Source organism: Thalassospira lucentensis (genome assembly GCF_032921865.1).
GTDB classification, from domain to species: domain Bacteria; phylum Pseudomonadota; class Alphaproteobacteria; order Rhodospirillales; family Thalassospiraceae; genus Thalassospira; species Thalassospira lucentensis_A.
The window spans coordinates 1,925,347-1,941,715 of the sequence record NZ_CP136684.1; the positions used below are offsets into that span (position 1 = coordinate 1,925,347).

General features: G+C 55.3%; 12 protein-coding genes. 5 read left to right on the top strand and 7 right to left on the bottom strand.

The window, feature by feature from the left end; all coding sequences use genetic code 11:
* Positions 1-92: 92 nt before the first annotated feature.
* Positions 93-806, top strand: a complete 714-nt coding sequence (gene phnF / locus R1T41_RS09495; protein WP_247742056.1) for a phosphonate metabolism transcriptional regulator PhnF — start codon at positions 93-95, stop codon at positions 804-806.
* Positions 807-811: 5 nt separating this feature from the next.
* Here phnF and R1T41_RS09500 read toward each other — a convergent pair whose 3' ends face one another.
* Positions 812-3,034, bottom strand: a complete 2,223-nt coding sequence (locus R1T41_RS09500) for a tetratricopeptide repeat protein (RefSeq protein WP_317341382.1) — start codon at positions 3,032-3,034, stop codon at positions 812-814.
* 53 nt (positions 3,035-3,087) lie between these two features.
* Positions 3,088-3,723 carry a trimeric intracellular cation channel family protein gene (locus R1T41_RS09505; RefSeq protein ID WP_062953168.1) on the bottom strand — a complete coding sequence of 212 codons (636 nt, stop codon included), beginning with the start codon at positions 3,721-3,723 and terminating at the stop codon, positions 3,088-3,090.
* A gap of 276 nt (positions 3,724-3,999) precedes the next feature.
* Between R1T41_RS09505 and R1T41_RS09510 the strand changes: the two genes are divergently transcribed.
* Positions 4,000-5,667, top strand: coding sequence for a GGDEF domain-containing protein (locus tag R1T41_RS09510; RefSeq protein ID WP_317341383.1), 1,668 nt, complete (start codon positions 4,000-4,002; stop codon positions 5,665-5,667).
* Positions 5,668-5,732: 65 nt separating this feature from the next.
* Positions 5,733-6,482, top strand: a complete 750-nt coding sequence (gene map / locus R1T41_RS09515) for a type I methionyl aminopeptidase (RefSeq protein ID WP_114111161.1) — start codon at positions 5,733-5,735, stop codon at positions 6,480-6,482.
* A gap of 92 nt (positions 6,483-6,574) precedes the next feature.
* Here map and R1T41_RS09520 read toward each other — a convergent pair whose 3' ends face one another.
* Together R1T41_RS09520 and R1T41_RS09525 are read right to left on the bottom strand one after the other, a co-directional pair.
* Positions 6,575-8,767, bottom strand: a complete 2,193-nt coding sequence (locus R1T41_RS09520) for a malate synthase G (protein WP_317341384.1) — start codon at positions 8,765-8,767, stop codon at positions 6,575-6,577.
* Positions 8,768-8,964: 197 nt separating this feature from the next.
* Positions 8,965-10,329, bottom strand: coding sequence for an MFS transporter (locus tag R1T41_RS09525; protein ID WP_062953173.1), 1,365 nt, complete (start codon positions 10,327-10,329; stop codon positions 8,965-8,967).
* Between the two features lie 444 nt (positions 10,330-10,773).
* On the opposite strand from R1T41_RS09525, the gene R1T41_RS09530 reads away from it, so the two are divergent.
* On the top strand, positions 10,774-11,736 hold the full coding sequence (locus R1T41_RS09530) for a TAXI family TRAP transporter solute-binding subunit (RefSeq protein WP_085642474.1): 963 nt from the start codon (positions 10,774-10,776) through the stop codon (positions 11,734-11,736).
* Between the two features lie 21 nt (positions 11,737-11,757).
* On the top strand, positions 11,758-13,581 hold the full coding sequence (locus tag R1T41_RS09535) for a TRAP transporter fused permease subunit (protein ID WP_317341385.1): 1,824 nt from the start codon (positions 11,758-11,760) through the stop codon (positions 13,579-13,581).
* A gap of 59 nt (positions 13,582-13,640) precedes the next feature.
* Here the strand turns inward: R1T41_RS09535 and R1T41_RS09540 are convergent, their stop codons facing one another.
* The 3 genes from R1T41_RS09540 to R1T41_RS09550 all read right to left on the bottom strand — a co-directional run bounded on the left by R1T41_RS09540 (position 13,641) and on the right by R1T41_RS09550 (position 16,298).
* Positions 13,641-13,823, bottom strand: a complete 183-nt coding sequence (locus tag R1T41_RS09540) for a PLD nuclease N-terminal domain-containing protein (protein ID WP_062953175.1) — start codon at positions 13,821-13,823, stop codon at positions 13,641-13,643.
* 120 nt (positions 13,824-13,943) lie between these two features.
* The gene (locus tag R1T41_RS09545) at positions 13,944-15,128 is read right to left on the bottom strand and encodes an NAD(P)/FAD-dependent oxidoreductase (RefSeq protein WP_317341386.1); all 1,185 of its coding nucleotides are present in this window, start codon (positions 15,126-15,128) and stop codon (positions 13,944-13,946) included.
* 69 nt (positions 15,129-15,197) lie between these two features.
* Positions 15,198-16,298 (bottom strand): GGDEF domain-containing protein, encoded by a 1,101-nt coding sequence (locus R1T41_RS09550; protein ID WP_317341387.1) that lies wholly within the window; start codon positions 16,296-16,298, stop codon positions 15,198-15,200.
* Positions 16,299-16,369 lie beyond the last annotated feature (71 nt).

Below are 16,369 nucleotides of genomic sequence, written 5' to 3' on the forward strand. Positions count from 1 at the left end.
TTGTCTAGACGTCTATACATATTCACGTTATAAGACGATTACGCGCGCTTGGCAAAGGTCTTGCGGTGAAAGTTTTGTGAATGGGGATTTCGATGGATTGGGAAGCCGGGCTATCTATCTGGAAGCAAATCGAAAAACAGCTTCTTGCCGATATTGCCAGCGGGGTCTTTGCCCCCGGTGACAAAATGCCGACCGAGATGGAACTGGTTCGCAGATTCGGTGTTAACCGGCATACGGTGCGACGCGCGATGTCGGCCCTTGTCGATGCCAATGTCGTGCGTGTCGAACAGGGGCGGGGGGCCTTTGTCCAGGAACAGATCCTTGATTATCCGCTTGGCAGCAAGACACGGTTTTCCCAGATCGTATCGGGGCGTCATCGTTTGCCCGACAAACGACTGATTTCGTCAGAAATCCTGAAAGCCAGTGCGACCATCGCCCAGTTTCTCGATGTCAAACCGGGAACGCGGGTTGTCGAACTGTTTTCCGTATCAGAGGCCGATGGCATTCCGCTGGCGGTGGCGACAAGCTACCTTCCGGTTGCCCGGTTCGAGGGGATTGTCGAGATATTTACCCAGACAAAATCCCTGACCGAGGCTTTCAAGCATTTCGGGATTGATGATTACAGCCGCAAAACCACCCGCATCAGTGCCCAACTGCCATCATCACGGGTGGCCAGCCTGCTGAAACAGGCCAAAAACCGGCCGGTGATATCCACAGAAAGTGTCGATGTCGATGCGGCAGGAGTGCCCATCGAATACGGGATCACCGCCTTTTCCAGCGACCGGGTTCAGTTGATTGTCGAGTAGCCTGCTTAGTTTTTGGGTTTACGGCACCAGAACTGATACATCCCAGCAAATGTTGACGGGTTTTCTTGCTCGTACTTATGCCAGCGTTTTAGCCGTTCGCTCTTGGCACCCTGATTGATCGATGTTCTTTGCTGGCGGAGTTGCTGTGATCCGGTGATTTCAAAATCGAGGAATTCCAACCCAAGGTCTGCCAGGCATTGTTCGATCTGTGGCAAGGTAAAGCGATGTTCCTGTATGTGGAAAATCAGATCGCGGCAATCGCTTAAACTGAAGAAATCGCTGCTGTGAAGCAGGGTGTTTTTGGCATTGCTATCGGAAGCCAGAATATCCTGTCGACATTTCCGAATGTCGTCTGCGGTGGATTTATACCCGTGACTGGCGATGAATTCGCGCGCTTCCACGATCGCTTTTCGCCCGATTTCGCTATAAAGCGCGATTTTCATAAGCCCGCCGGGTTTCAGTAGATCGCAAAGAACCCGCCAACCGGCCATCGGGTCATCCATATGGTGCAACACACCCCCGCATTCGATCAGGTCAAATTGCCGGTTGAGCTCGCCCAATTTCAGGATGTCAGCCTGCCCATAGGTCAGATTTGTCAGGCCAAGCTGTTCGGTTTTGCGTCGTGCGTAACTCAGGCTTGAAAGACTTAAATCTACGGCAAGAACTGTTGCATCCTGAAACCGCGAAGCAACATCAATGCTGTGCTTCCCCGTGCCGCAACCGGCGACAAGTATTTGAGGATGGGGCGGGCTTTGATAATCGCCAATGTCAAGCATCAGCGGATAGGATTTCAAGGTTTCATCGATAGGCTTGGGGTTCTGGACCAATGAGGTGTGGTTCCAGCGTGGATAAGGGTTTTCTTCGTATTGCGACCGGACGGCTTGGGAAATGTTGTTGTCGATGCCGGTCAGTTGCGGGATCTGATCGCGCAGATAACGTTCCTGATTGGGTTCGTGGAACTGCTGTTCGAACAATGATTTCAGATCGTTCGGAAGGTTCTTGCGCGAAAGACGTTCTGCCCAGTCATATTCGAAAATAGGTTTGTAACAGGCCAGAATTGCAGGGATTTCCGGGCTGAAATCTTTGTCTGACAGGATGTCCTGACGCAGTTGATTGTTCAGGTCATCGATTTTTGCGCGTTCCGCGTCGCTCAGTGCATAGACATATTCGTTGTTAAAGCACTGGGCGGCCAATGCTGCGATCAGCGGAACATGAAAACCGGACTTGCCAGCTTCTTTGAACAGTATGATCTGACGAAGCGAGGTCAGGGCGCGTTCAAAGCGCAAATTCGATAATGGGTGGGTCCTGAGGGCTTGCAGAAAAAGGGGCTGTTCCTGAAGTGTATCAAGGTCCGATGGCTGAAACTTTTCAACGGATCCCTCAGCATTTGAAATCCGTTCGATGGCGGCATTAAAACCTTCCTTGAGGCTTAAAACGGCCAGTGTCGCCTTGGTTGCTGTGCGGGGGCTGATTTGGTTGCAACTGAGAACATTGCCTAAGGCTGCTTCGAGGGTGTCATCGGTGCTGGTGAAGGCACAGCTTTCCAGTGTTGTTGCAAAGCTGGAAAGATGACGCACAATGCCGGGCTCAAGCTTTATGGCCTTAAGATGATGAGGCAGGGCCCTGCCGGGTTGATTGACCAGATTAAGTGCAACGGCCAGATCGGTATGCAGATCCGCATCATCTGGCACAAAGCGTAATGCGCGTGTGTATAGATCAATGGCCTGGTCGGTTTTTCCGACATGAACCGAAAGTTTGGCAAGCCCCCGAAGTGATGCCAAATGATCGGGGTTTTGGCCTAGTGCGATTTCGAAATGACGGATTGCTTCGTCGGTGTGGTTATGGTTGCCCAGAATGGCCCCGAGGTTGCTGTGCGATTCAGTGTGATCGGGTTTCAGGGTTATGGCCTGACGAAAATGCTGTTTTGCATCATCGACCATTCCAAGTTCAATCAGCGCAACACCCAGGTTGCTGTGGACGGTCGCATTGTTCGGATTGAGTTGGATCGAACGGCGCATCCAATCAACGGCTTTTTGATGGTCGCCATTCTGGTAATGACAGAGACCGGTCAGATGCAAGGCATCGGGTTGGTCGGGGATTTGCCTTAGGATATCGGCATAAAGGTTGAGTGCGGCGGGTACATTTCCCTTGGTCTGGTATTGCAGCCCCAACTGCAGGACCTGTTCAAGTGTTGCAGTATTTTTGCCAGTTCCGCCGCCTTGTGCCATCTATTTTGCCTTGAACACCGTTGGATTTCATTCGGGACTGTACTTTGATCTGGTTAATATTCCCGCCCCGGGCGGGCCTTGTAAACCGGGAAGCTCAGTTTGAAGCGTATGGCGCTGGCGCGCAGGGCGAAGGAACACAGGAAGGCGATCAGGGCGACCGGGGCACGGGGAAGCGACAGGATATCGGTGCCGATCACATAGATTGATGCGCCGAGGAGCGCGCAGGTGATGTAAATTTCCGGGCGCAGGATCAGCGGGATTTCGTTACACACCACATCACGCACCATGCCGCCAAATGTCGCGGTGATGGTACCAAGGATGATCGCGACCAGCGGCGATACGCCAAGGTTAAGGCCGATAGCCGCCCCCGTCACGCCAAACATCGCAAGCCCAAGCGCATCAAGCCAGATCAGCGCGACATAACGCCGTTCGACCAGATGGGCGGTGAAATAGGTGAAGACCGCACTGCCGATACAGGTAATCACCCAGGCCGGATCCCTGATCCAGAAAACCGGTGTGGCCCCGGTAATGACATCGCGTACCGTGCCGCCGCCGATGCCGGTAAAGGTCGCGATCAGCACGAAGCCGACAATATCCATCTGGCGGCGGGATGCTTCCAGCGCGCCGGTCACGGCAAAAACCGCAACGCCGGTCAGTTCAAGCCAGTAGATGATTTGCGTAATGGTCATAATGTCGTTTCATCACTGTTTCGATTGCGGATCAAGTCTGGTGTAACCTTTGCGTGCCCGGCTTAAAAGAGTTTTGGAACTGCCGATTTTTCAATATGTTGGAAATAACCCGGCCAAACGGAAGAACATCATGAAAAATGTTTTCATGGTTGGGCTTAAAATGGTCTGAGCGATATCTTATATTTTGCGCAAGATAAGCCGCATTCAAAAAAACAGCGGCATACAAACAGGGCAACCAACAAACGTGCTGCCCTATGGGAAGTGTGAGGATTGACTGTGAAAAGTCTTTCGCGGGTGGGTATTCGTATCCAGATCGCGCTGGCCACGGCGGTGCTTGTCGCTGCTTTGGCAGGCGTTATGAGTTATGTTGTCGGCAAAAGATCGGCAGAAGATCTGACAAGGCAGATCGGTACCGGTGTTTCCGATCTTGCCCTGCAAATGGCCGACGAACTCGACCGGACGATGTGGACCCATCGCGGTGAAGTTGCGGTTCTGAGCACCCTTCGCGCCCTTCGCAACCTTGACGACATCGAACAGGCCAGCGCGCTGATCAACCGGCTGCAACATGAATTGCCGATTTTCACTTGGATCGGGGTTCTTGACGCGGGCGGTACCGTGGTTGCGGCAACCGGGGATATTCTGGTCGGCAAGGATATTTCCGCGCGTCCCGTCTATGAATTTGGCAGCAAGGGGATGTTCATCGGGGATGTTCATGATGCCAAGCTGCTGGCCGAAAAATTTCCAAGCCCCACCGGCGAGCCAATCCAGTTTGTCGATATCGCTGTTCCCTTGATGAACGATGCCGGAAATCTCAATGGTGTTCTGGCAACACATCTGAGCTGGGAATGGGCGGACACGGTGCGGCGTAACCTGTTTGCCGGGCAGGGCCTGCATCGCAATGTCGATATTTTTGTCATCGGTGCGAACGGGACGATCCTGCTGGCGCCAGATTTCGCGATGACCGGGCAGAAGCTTGAACTGCAATTGGAGAAAGGGTCGCACAGGTCAGACATTGGATGGGAAATCGCGAAATGGCCGGATGGCCATGATTATCTGACCGGTTTTGCCCCGGCAGACGGGCATTTTGACTATCCGGGGCTTGGCTGGTCGGTGCTGGTCCGTCAGCCGATAGAAGCCGCCCTGATAACCGTTCACGATTTGCAGTCCGATATTCTGGCCCTTGGCCTTAGTCTTGCCGTGCTGTTTAGTGTTTTTGCCTGGTGGGGGGCCGGTTTCATCGTCGGTCCGCTGGTCACGATCGCGAATGCCGCCGGAGAGCTTAAACGTGGCGAGATCGAAAGCCTGCCGCAGGTTTCCGGTGCACGCGAAATCAACATGCTGTCAAACAGCCTGAACAGTCTGGTCGCCAAGCTGACGGAAAAGGATAGGGCGCTGGGCAAGATGAAGCATATTGCGCATCACGATCCCCTGACCGGGCTTGGCAACCGTCTGGCACTGGACGTTTATTTCGAACATGCCCTCGCACAGGCCAAGCGCCAGCACAGTCAGCTTGGCGTTCTTGCCCTTGATCTGGATGATTTCAAACCGGTCAATGACCGCCTGGGACATGCGGCGGGGGATGAGGTCCTGTGCGAAGTGGCCCGTCGGCTGCGTCGCTGCGTGCGCGGTGGGGATCTGGTTGCCCGCACGGGCGGGGACGAGATGGTCATTGTTTCGCATCTTGGTGAGAACGGTGTGTCCGAAGCCCGCGCATTGGCCGAAAGAATCCTTAATGACATTCTGATGCCGTTCATTACCGGCGGAAAACGGATATCGATCAATATCAGTATCGGTATTGCCGTTTATCCCGATCATGACACCCGCCCGGAGACGCTTCTGGAGCAGGCTGATCAGGCGCTTTATGTGGCCAAAAGCAAGGGCAAGCATCGTTACGTCATTTATGGTGAGGAAAACCGCCAGCAGAATTCCGGCTCACGCGCCTGAAATCGGGTCAGACATGACCATCCAATGGCTTGACTTGGTGGTGATTGCTAAGCATTAAGCAATCCATGACCATTTCATCAGAAACCGAACTTGAACATCTGCGCCGTATCGGACGCATCTGTGCGCGTGCGCGCGACGTGATGGGCGCGGCCGCCGTTGCCGGCATGACCACCGCCGAACTTGATGCCATTGGCCGCAAGGTTCTTGAGGATGCCGGGGCGGTTTCCGCACCCGAAAGCGAATATGATTTTCCCGGTGCGACCTGCATCAGTGTGAATGAAGAAGTCGCACATGGCATTCCGGGGGACCGGGTTCTGGCGGATGGTGATCTTGTGAATATCGATGTTTCCGCGTCACTTGATGGCTATTTTTCCGATACCGGTGCCAGCTTTATCGTCGGGACCCCGCGCCCTGAAATCGAAAAGCTGTGTGCGGATGGCAAAAAAGCGATGTGGGCCGGGATCAAGGTCGTGCGTGACAAGGCACCGATCCGCGAAATCGGCCTTCGGATCGAAAACTTTGCCCGAAAGGGCGGTTACAGCCTGATTAAAAATCTGGCCAGTCACGGGATCGGCAAATCATTGCACGAGGCACCGCAAACCATCCCGACATGGGATGATCCGCGTGAACGCCGGACCCTTAAAAAGGGTCAGGTCATTACGATCGAGCCGTTCCTGTCGCGGGGGGCGAACTGGGCGCTTGACGGGGATGATGGCTGGACGCTCTATGCCGATACCGGTGCACCCACCGTGCAGTATGAACATACGCTGGTGGTGACCCAGAACGGCTATGAAATCATGACATTGGGCGGATAAGCCCCACTGATTTATATTGCGCAGCATGATGGATATGAAAAAGGCCGCCCGATATGTTTCGGGCGGCTTTTTTAGTGCGATATTGGCGGCTGTTATGCGCCGTATTTTGCCTTGGCTTCGCGGCGACGTGCATGCAGGACCGGCTCGGTATAGCCATTGGGCTGTTCGCGGCCCTTGAACACCAGATCACAGGCGGCGGCAAAGGCAACACTGTCATCAAAGTTCGGTGCCATGTTGCGATATTCCGGGTCGCCTTCGTTCTGTTTGTCGACGACGGCGGCCATGCGTTTCATGGTTTCCATCACCTGATCGCTGGTGCAAAGACCGTGATGGAGCCAGTTGGCGATATGCTGGCTGGAAATGCGCAATGTGGCGCGGTCTTCCATCAGGCCGACATCATTGATGTCGGGCACCTTGGAACATCCAACCCCGGCATCGATCCAGCGGACAACATAGCCAAGGATACCCTGTGCGTTGTTATCAAGTTCTTCCTGGATTTCGCTTGGCATCGGGTTGATATCGCCAAGGCGCGGGATCGAGAGGATATCATCAAGGCTGGCGCGTTCGCGTTTGCCAACCTCGTCCTGTACGGCACGGACATCGATCTGATGATAATGCATGGCATGCAGGGTTGCGGCGGTGGGGGATGGAACCCATGCGCAGTTTGCCCCGGCTTTCGGATGGCCGATTTTTGCGGTCATCATTTCCGCCATGCGATCGGGTTTGGCCCACATGCCCTTGCCGATCTGGGCGATGCCCTTCATGCCGCATTCAAGGCCGACATCGACATTCCAGTTTTCATAGGCCGAAATCCAGTACTGGTCTTTCATCGCTTCCTTGCGAACGACCGGGCCTGCTTCCATGCTGGTGTGGATTTCATCACCGGTTCGGTCAAGGAAGCCGGTATTGATGAAAACAACACGATCCTGCGCGGCACGAATGCATTCCTTGAGGTTCACCGTCGTGCGGCGTTCCTCGTCCATGATGCCGACCTTAAGGGTGTTTTCCGGCAGGCCGATTTCGCGTTCGACGAAGGCAAACAGATCATTGGTCAGGGCCACTTCTTCGGGGCCGTGCATCTTCGGCTTTACGATATAGACACTGCCATGGCGCGAGTTTGAAACACTGCTGTTGCCATCAATATCGTGCTTGGCGATCAGGCTGGTAAACATCGCATCAAGGAAACCTTCGGGGACTTCGTTGCCATTGGCATCAAGGACCGCGTCGCTTGTCATCAGGTGGCCGACATTGCGCACCAGCATCAGGCTGCGACCGGGCAGAACAACGTCATTGCCATCAAAGCCCTGATAGGAACGATCCGGGTTGAGGCGGCGGGTAACGGTTTTGCCACCCTTTTCAAAGCTTTCTTCCAGCGTGCCTTTCATCAGGCCAAGCCAGTTGCGATAGACAACGACCTTGTCTTCGGCATCGACGGCGGCAACCGAATCCTCGCAATCCTGAATGGTGGTCAGGGCGGATTCCATGATCACGTCGCACACGCCCGCGGCATGGGTTTTGCCAATCGGGTGTGACGGATCAATCCGGATTTCCAGATGCAGGCCATGATTGCGCAAAAGGACTTCGGAAAGCGCGCCGTCTTTTTCATTGTAGCCAATGAACTGTGATGGCTGTGCCAGTGATGTTTCGCTGCCGTCTGACAGGGTTATTGCCAAAGTCCACCATCCAGAGCCGTCTTCGCGGACTTCGTATTTGGTGGCGTCGGCATGTTTGCCATTGGCCAGCGGGACGGCCTGATCAAGGAATTTTGCGGCATAGGCAACAACCGCGGCCCCGCGCTTGGCATTGAAGCCCTTGGTCTTTTCCTTGCCATCGGCGTCGTCGATTACATCCGTGCCATAGAGTGCGTCATAGAGGCTGCCCCAGCGGGCATTGGCCGCGTTGAGGGCGTAGCGCGCATTCATCACCGGCACGACAAGCTGCGGACCGGCGACGCGCGCGATTTCCGGATCGACATTGGTGGTCGAGATATAGAAATCGTCGCCTTCGGGCAGAAGATAGCCGATTTCCTTGAGGAATTCCTTGTAGGCCAACGGATCGCGGGCCTGATCCTGACGGGACAGGTGCCATTCGTCGATCTTGGCCTGCAATTCATCGCGCTTGGCCAGAAGCGAACGGTTCCGGGGGCCAAGCTCGTTTACGAGCTTTTCGAACGATGCCCAGAACTGATCGGAGGAGACACCGGTGCCCGGGGTGATTTCGTTGGCAACCAGATCATGCAGAACGGTTGCAATCTTAAGGCCGCCTTTGGTGATACGTTGGGTCATGTTTCCTCTCGACAGGCTTGAAGTCTTGCGCAAGGCCGGATGTGACCGATGCATATGTTTGTCACAACATATGGGCTGTATGCGGGCAGGGTCCACAGCCGGTTTCACTTTCGTGGGATGTTTTCCGTATTGTGGAAACGATACCGAAAGTTGCGAAACAATACCTGTGCGGGCGACTTTGCGGCAAAGCCGCGGGTTTACTGTCTGCCGGTATTCTGATCGGCTTCCGGTGCCGTTTCCGCAGCTGTTTCTTCTGTGCTGCGAGGGGCGACATCCTCGCCCCTGTCTGCGGCGTGTGAACCGCTTCCGTCTTCTTCCTCGACGATGTCATCGGTAATCGGGGAAAGTTCAAGTGCCATGGGCGTGGTGCGCGGTACCGCAACAAACTGGCCCTGTTCCTCGATCGAGATGCGGCGACCGAAACCGGCACGATAGATGGCAAAGCTTGCGACCAGTATGCCGACAATCGCAAACAGAACCGGCATGCCCCAGGGACCAAAATGCCCGATGGCAAGCGATCCGATGATTGGCCCGGTTGCAGCAGATCCGCCATAAATGATCAAAAGGCCACCGGATGCCGAAACGATCTGATCGGGTTGCAGATAGTCATTCACATAGGCGACCGACAGGCCATAAACCGGCATGATGAAGATGCCGATGATAGCACCCCAGACAGTCAGATTCCCGCGGACAAGTTCGGGCGCGACCAGCGGGAACAATCCGCAGATTGCAAGCCCGATCAGCACGGCGATCATGACATACTGGCGGGGAACCATGTCCGACAGACGGCCAATCGGCCACTGCATGATCATGCCGCCCAGAATGACAAAGGCCATGAAGTTCGCGACGTCATTGGTTGCAAGGCCAAGATTGGACGCAAAGATCGGACCGACACCGTAAATCGCACCGGAAAGAACGCCACTGCCGGCTGCGGCGACAAAACCCAGCGGCGAAATGGCGTATAATTCGCGGAATTTCATGCGCGCACCACTGACCGCGGCGGGCGGGGGTTGCCGGGTCAGCGCAATCGGCACCAGAGAAAGCGACAGCAGGACCGATGCCACGGTGAACAGTTCGAAGCTGCCAATCGGTGACACGTTCAGCAACAACTGCCCGATGGCAAGACCCGCGAGAGATACGGTCATATAGGACGCGATCATGCCGCCGCGCGATGTGTTGTCGACCTGTTCGTTCAGCCAGCTTTCAATCACCAGATACAGGGCCGAAATGCACAGGCCCGTCATGGCGCGGAACAGCGACCAGGTAATCGGATCAACAAAAACGGCATGCAAAAGCGTAATCGCCGATCCGGTCGATGCCAGTGCGGCAAAGGTCCGGATATGCCCCACACGGTTGACAAGCCCGGCCCCCCAGATGATCCCGCCGATGAACCCGGCATAATAGGATGCCATGATGATACCGGTATAGATCGGTGCAAAGCCTTCGGACGAGGCGCGCAAAGCCAGCAACGAGGATTGCAGCGAAGCCCCGGTATTGAGCGTGAAGGCTGCAAACAATGTCGCAGACAATGCAATGATCAGTGCGACCGGCGAACGCGGCATCGGATCCTCTGGTGGTAATGGCGCTTGCAGGTGTCACCCTGCGCGATGGTCGGGAACCCTGTCAATCTTTACAAGGCGCTGATCTGAAAGGTCTTGTCGATCCTGTCGGGTGTGTGATGGATCGAACGTTACGGCACATACGATGTTCCGCAGAATTTCACGGATTGCATTAAAGCCGAAGCCCTGCCGCGAACAGTACCGGTTTTGCGCAACTGCCATGTGAAAATGGGGTAAACTTGCACCGGTGAAGGTTGCCTTTGATGAATAACCGGCTTGACCTTCGCCCCTTTGATGCGCTCTATGACTTGCAATTGGATACAATTTGCCAAAATCGGCCCGCTTCGGGGCGGGTTTTTGCGTTGATCGCCACTATTGGCCCGATCCGTACCCAAGTTCGGTATTTGCAAACCGACCGGTGCCCGGGTTCTGCAAGGGGAGGAAACCTTGAACATTCTTCGTACAATCGGCGCAATCGCGACCGGTATTGTTGCCCTGTCAGCGGTAAGTGCCGCCCAGGCAGAAACCCGCGTTACTTTCAAATCGGCCAAGGCCGCGTCGTCCTATTATCAGATGGCTGCCCAGTTTGCCGAAGCAATCAAGACCGGTACGGACGGCGAGATCATCGTCACGGTCGAGGAAAGCCAGGGATCGGTTCAGAACGTGATGGAAGCATCGGTTCGCCCGGGCAATTACGTTTTCACAAGCCCGCCGGCACTTGTTGGCCTTGCACAGGCTGGCAAGGGTGCCTTTGAAGGACGCCCGACCGAAAAGTTTAATGAGGTCCGGGCCCTGTTCCCGATTCCATCACTGACCATGCATTTCGTGATGCGTGCAGATGCCGGTGTGACCGACTTTGCCGGGCTTGAAGGCAAGACCATCCTTCTGGGTAAAGGATCGTTCGGGGCGACCGAGGGTGAAAAGTACCTTGAGCTGTTTGGCCTGACTGACAAGGTCAAATTGTCCGAAGCGGAACTTTCGAACGCCGTCGCCGCCCTTAAAAACGGTCAGATTGACGGTTTTGTCACGGCCGGTTCCTGGCCTGCGCCGAACGTGATCGAGGCCGCGGCAGGCACGGATGTCAATATCCTGTCGCTTTCCGATGAGCAGCTTGCGATGACCAAGCGCGATCTGACGGTGATCCCGGCTGGGACCTATAACGGTCAGAAGGATGACATCCGCACGTCTTCGCTGTCGGTGGTTGCCTATGCCACGACCCAGATGGATGACGAAACCGCCTATCAGCTGACCAAAACCTATTGGGATCAGAAATCCGCCATGAGCTCGAACGCTTCATGGTGGAAAGGTGTGACCCAGGAGATGCTTGCCAATATCAAGGGTAAAATCCACCCTGGCGCGCTTCGTTATTACGCCGAGGCCGGTTTCCCGGTGCGCGACGATCAGAATTGATCGCCGCATTGAAATAATGTGATGACAGGCCCGGCCGCCACAGCCGGGCCGTTCTTTATCGGACGTATCAGGATTACGATGTCTGCTGTTTCCCGCCCTTTCTGGATTGCGCTTGGCGCGGTATCCATTGTTTTTCATCTTTGGCTGATTTTTTCGGGGCTTGTCCCTAATCTGGTCAGTCGGCCGTTGCATATGGCTTTGGCGTTGCCCTGGGCGTTGGTGTTTGTTGCCAAAACGCCGTGGCAGAAAATCAGCGGGTTGATCCTGACCGTGATCGGGCTTGCTGCGTGTTTGTGGGTGGCGTTCAATCACAGCATGCTGGGCGATCAATACGGGTTCCTGGTCGGGAATTTGCAGATCGCGATATCCTTTGCCCTGCTGGGTATCGTTCTTGAAATGGCACGTCGTGCGATTGGCTGGCCGTTGCCGAGTGTGGCGGCGATTGCGCTGCTTTATGGGTTCTTTGGCGAATATATTCCCGGTGAATTCGGCCATGGTGGCCTTCCGATTGAAAGCATGCTGGGCACGCTGACCATTGCCGAGGGCGGCCTTTGGGGCAGCCTGACCGGGGTTTCGGTCAGCATCGTTGCGATCTTTGTGATTTTTGGCGCGATCCTGAATGGCGGAGAAGCCGGGCAGGGCTTTATGAATGTGGCCGGTGCGGCCGCCGGGAGGCTGCGCGGTGGTGCGGCCAAGGTTTCGGTGATTTCGTCGGCGTTGTTTGGATCGATTTCGGGGTCGGCGTCGGCCAATGTGGCATCGACGGGGGCGATTACCCTTCCGGCCATGACCAAGCTTGGCTATCCCAAAAGACTGGCCGCCGCGGTCGAGGCGGTGGCATCGTCCGGCGGGCAGATCATGCCGCCATTGATGGGGGCCGGGGCCTTTGTCATGGTCGAGCTGACCGGGCGGCCCTATGTCGAGATCATGGTGGCCGCCATTTTGCCGGCGATCCTTTATTTCCTGGCGGTCTGGGTCGGGATCAATGCCTTTGCGCTTCGCTATGACTTACCCGGTGTGCCGGAAAAAGACCGGCCTGATACCCGCGCGGTGATTGTGACCTCTGCCTTCTTCCTTGTGCCGTTTGCGATTCTGCTTTGGGGCATGTTCGGGGGCGGTTACACACCGCAATATGCCGCCTGCCTTGCAATGATTGCCGGTGCGGTGTTGCTGTTTTTGGATGGCAATCTGCAATTCAGCCTGGCCCGGACGGGCGAAAGATTTACCGAGGTTTGCCTGAGTGCCGGGCGGCAGGTATCGATGATTGCCGCGATCATTTTGTGCGCGTCGATTGTGATTGGCGTTCTTGGATTGACCGGGCTTGGCGTGAAGATCACGTCGCTTCTGCTGTCGGGGTCCGGCGGGATGCTTTGGCCGGCTTTGCTTCTGACGGCGATTGCGTGTCTGATCCTTGGCATGGAAGTGCCGACCACGGCGGCTTATGTGATCTGCGTTTCGGTGGCGGGGCCTGCCCTGACCGAGCTTGGGCTTGATCCGTTGCAGGCGCATCTGTTCGTGTTCTGGTTTGCCCTGCTGTCGACGATTACGCCGCCGGTTTGCGGGGCGGTGTTCATCGCTGCGGGTATGGTCGAGGAAAACTGGCTTAAGGTTGCCGGAACGGCCATGGCGCTGGGGATTGGGCTTTATATCGTACCGCTTGCGATGATCGCGAACGGGTCACTGATTGATCTTGCCGCCAATCCGGTTTGGGCGATTGCGGCGGCACTTAAGGTTGCGATTGGTCTGACGGCAATTTCATACGGCATTATTTCACCGCGACATATTGCGGTTCGCGCAGGGCTTGTCGCGGTTGGATTGCTTGCGATTTTTGTTGTCGGCATATGACGAAAAACGGGCCGACACAAAATGTCGGCCCGTAAAAATTCAAATATCAGGATACGTTTTTAAACCCGGCCACTGCGTGGTCCGGCAAAGAACCATATGATCAGGCCAATAACCGGCAGGACGAGAATCAGGATCGTCCAGATGATTTTCGAGCCGGTGCTGGCACCGCTGCCCATGACATTGATGATGGCCCAAATATCGGCAATCAGAATGATCAGTCCGAGAATTCCACCATATTCCATAACCCAACCTCATTTTTCTGTGTCAGCAGACAGGAAGGCTGTCGGCTGTTCTTGAAAATCAAACGATTGGCAAGGGAAGTTGTTCCCGCGGACTATTTTACGACCAAACGGGGAAATTACCTAGACGACTTGTCCAGCCGACCAGCCCGATGACCAGGCCCACTGGAAATTGAAGCCGCCAAGATGGCCGGTAACATCGACGACTTCGCCGATGAAATAAAGACCGGGGACATCGCGACATTCCATGGTTTTTGATGACAGGGCGTTGGTATCGACCCCGCCCAATGTGACCTCGGCAGTACGGTATCCTTCTGATCCTTGCGGCATGACCGACCATTGATTGACATCGGTTGCAAGCAGACGCAGTGCCTTGTCCCCGGTTTCGCCAATCGGGCGATCCAGCCCGTGGCGGGCGGTGATCATCTGGGCCAGACGGTTTGGCAGAATGCGCGACAGCACATTGTGCACGGCCTGTTTCGGACTTTCGGCCTTGGCCGATTTCAGAAGATCAAAGGCGTCTTCTTCGGGGTTCAGGTTGACCGTGATGGCGTCCCCCTCGTCCCAATAGGATGAAATCTGCAGGATAGACGGGCCGCTTAGCCCGCGGTGGGTAAACAGCAATCCTTCGCGGAACTGTTTCTTGTTGCACTGGACGATTGCGTCGACCGAAATGCCGGAAAGCTGACCCATATCGGCCCGCATATCCGGATCAAAGGTCAGGGGCACAAGGGCGGCACGGGTCGGAACGATATCGATGCCAAACTGACGGGCAATCTGATAGCCAAAGCCGGTTGCCCCGATTTTGGGAATGGACAGACCACCACAGGCGACGACAAGCGACTGACAGGTCCATTGCGCGCCAGTGCGTGTGGTGACATCGAACCCGGCATCATCGCGGCGGATGATGTTGCTGATTTCGGTATTCAGGCGCAGCTCGACATTGGCGGCATCACATTCATCGAGCAGCATGTCGATGATCTGGAACGAGGATTCATCGCAGAAAAGCTGACCCAGCGTCTTTTCGTGCCAGGCAATGTCATAACGATTGACCAGATCGATGAAGTCAAACTGGGTATAGCGTTTAAGCGCCGAAACACAGAAACGCTTGTTTTGCGAAATGAAGTTTTCCGGGCTGGCATGCAGATTGGTGAAGTTGCAACGGCCACCCCCGGAAATCCGGATTTTTTCGGCCGGTTTTGCCGAATGATCGACAATTACAACCGAACGGCCGCGTTTCCCGGCTTCGATTGCACACATAAGGCCGGCGGCACCGGCACCAATCACAAGGACTTCAATCTTCTTCACGTCGCAGGCCAATCTATCGAAACAAACGACCTGCCTTATACGGGGAAATTGGCACCCTGTCAGTGCCCGTCAGGCGCAACGCTGCTTTTTGGGTTCGGGCACGGTGATATCCAGCGTCCGGATTACCTTGTTCCCGTCGGTGATCTGGCGTTCGGTCGCGACCCGGTTACGGCCCTTGGCCTTGGCCAGATAAAGTGCCTGATCGGCCCGTTCGATGAAACGGGCAAGCGGTTCGCCAAATTCAAACGTGCTGACGCCGATTGATACCGTGACCTTGCCCAGTTCCTGATGGCGGGTGCGGCTGATGATGGTGCGGGTTTCGACATTGTGGCGGATATGTTCGGCCAACTGGCGCGCGCAGCCAAGCCCGGTCATCGGCAGGATGACGGCAAATTCCTCGCCACCATAGCGCGCGGCGGTGTCCCGGCCCTTGACGTTCTGCTGAAGGGTCTGGGCCATCAGTCGAATGACCTGATCACCGGCCTGATGGCCGTGGGTATCGTTGAATGTCTTGAAATAATCGATATCGATCAGAAGCAGGCTAAGCGGTTTACCGGTTTCCATCGACTGCATGGCGCAATCGCGTAGTTGCAGATCAAACGCCTTGCGGTTGGCAATGCCGGTTAGACAATCTGTCATGGCTTCGCGCTTCATGTCTTCGAGGTCGCGGCGCAGTTTGGAAATTTCGGTCGATGTATTATCCAGCCGGGTTTCGAGAATGCGGTTTACGCCTTCGATCTCGCGTGTGGCGCCCAGAAGCGTTTTCAGCGCGTGTTCCAGATTGGTGAAATCCTTGTCACCGATATATTCGCAGAAATGATCAAGGGCCTCGCCATAGGCGCGGGTATCAATCCCGGCATTGCGGACGGTTTCGAGAACCGACGTCAGCTGATTGCGCAAATCATCGGTAATGCGGGAGACGATTTCACGTTCCCGTACAGTGTCAAAAAACCGGGTGAAAAGATCGCGGCATTGCAATTCATCGAATTCGCGATGATTGCTGCGCAGGATATTGATCGTCTGTTTAAGATCGGGCTCTTCACCGGACAGGTAATTGAAAAAGATCGTATAATTGTTCGGATGCGCGGCAACACCCAGTTCTGCCATCATGGCAAGGGCTGCGTTTGACAATTGCTGTGCCCGATCCGGGTCGGTGTCGTATTCAATCATCGATACCTGCGCGATTTTCCAAAAAATGTATGTTTTGGCAAGGGCAATATACCGTTACAGTCCAAGCATAA

Bases quoted from the DNA above. Each gene is read 5' to 3' on its own strand.
- phnF (WP_247742056.1), top strand. From the start codon at position 93: ATGGATTGGGAAGCCGGGCTATCTATCTGGAAGCAAATCGAAAAACAG.
- R1T41_RS09500 (WP_317341382.1), bottom strand. From the start codon at position 3,034: ATGGCACAAGGCGGCGGAACTGGCAAAAATACTGCAACACTTGAACAG.
- R1T41_RS09505 (WP_062953168.1), bottom strand. From the start codon at position 3,723: ATGACCATTACGCAAATCATCTACTGGCTTGAACTGACCGGCGTTGCG.
- map (WP_114111161.1), top strand. From the start codon at position 5,733: ATGACCATTTCATCAGAAACCGAACTTGAACATCTGCGCCGTATCGGA.
- R1T41_RS09520 (WP_317341384.1), bottom strand. From the start codon at position 8,767: ATGACCCAACGTATCACCAAAGGCGGCCTTAAGATTGCAACCGTTCTG.
- R1T41_RS09525 (WP_062953173.1), bottom strand. From the start codon at position 10,329: ATGCCGCGTTCGCCGGTCGCACTGATCATTGCATTGTCTGCGACATTG.
- R1T41_RS09535 (WP_317341385.1), top strand. From the start codon at position 11,758: ATGACAGGCCCGGCCGCCACAGCCGGGCCGTTCTTTATCGGACGTATC.
- R1T41_RS09540 (WP_062953175.1), bottom strand. From the start codon at position 13,823: ATGGAATATGGTGGAATTCTCGGACTGATCATTCTGATTGCCGATATT.
- R1T41_RS09550 (WP_317341387.1), bottom strand. From the start codon at position 16,298: ATGATTGAATACGACACCGACCCGGATCGGGCACAGCAATTGTCAAAC.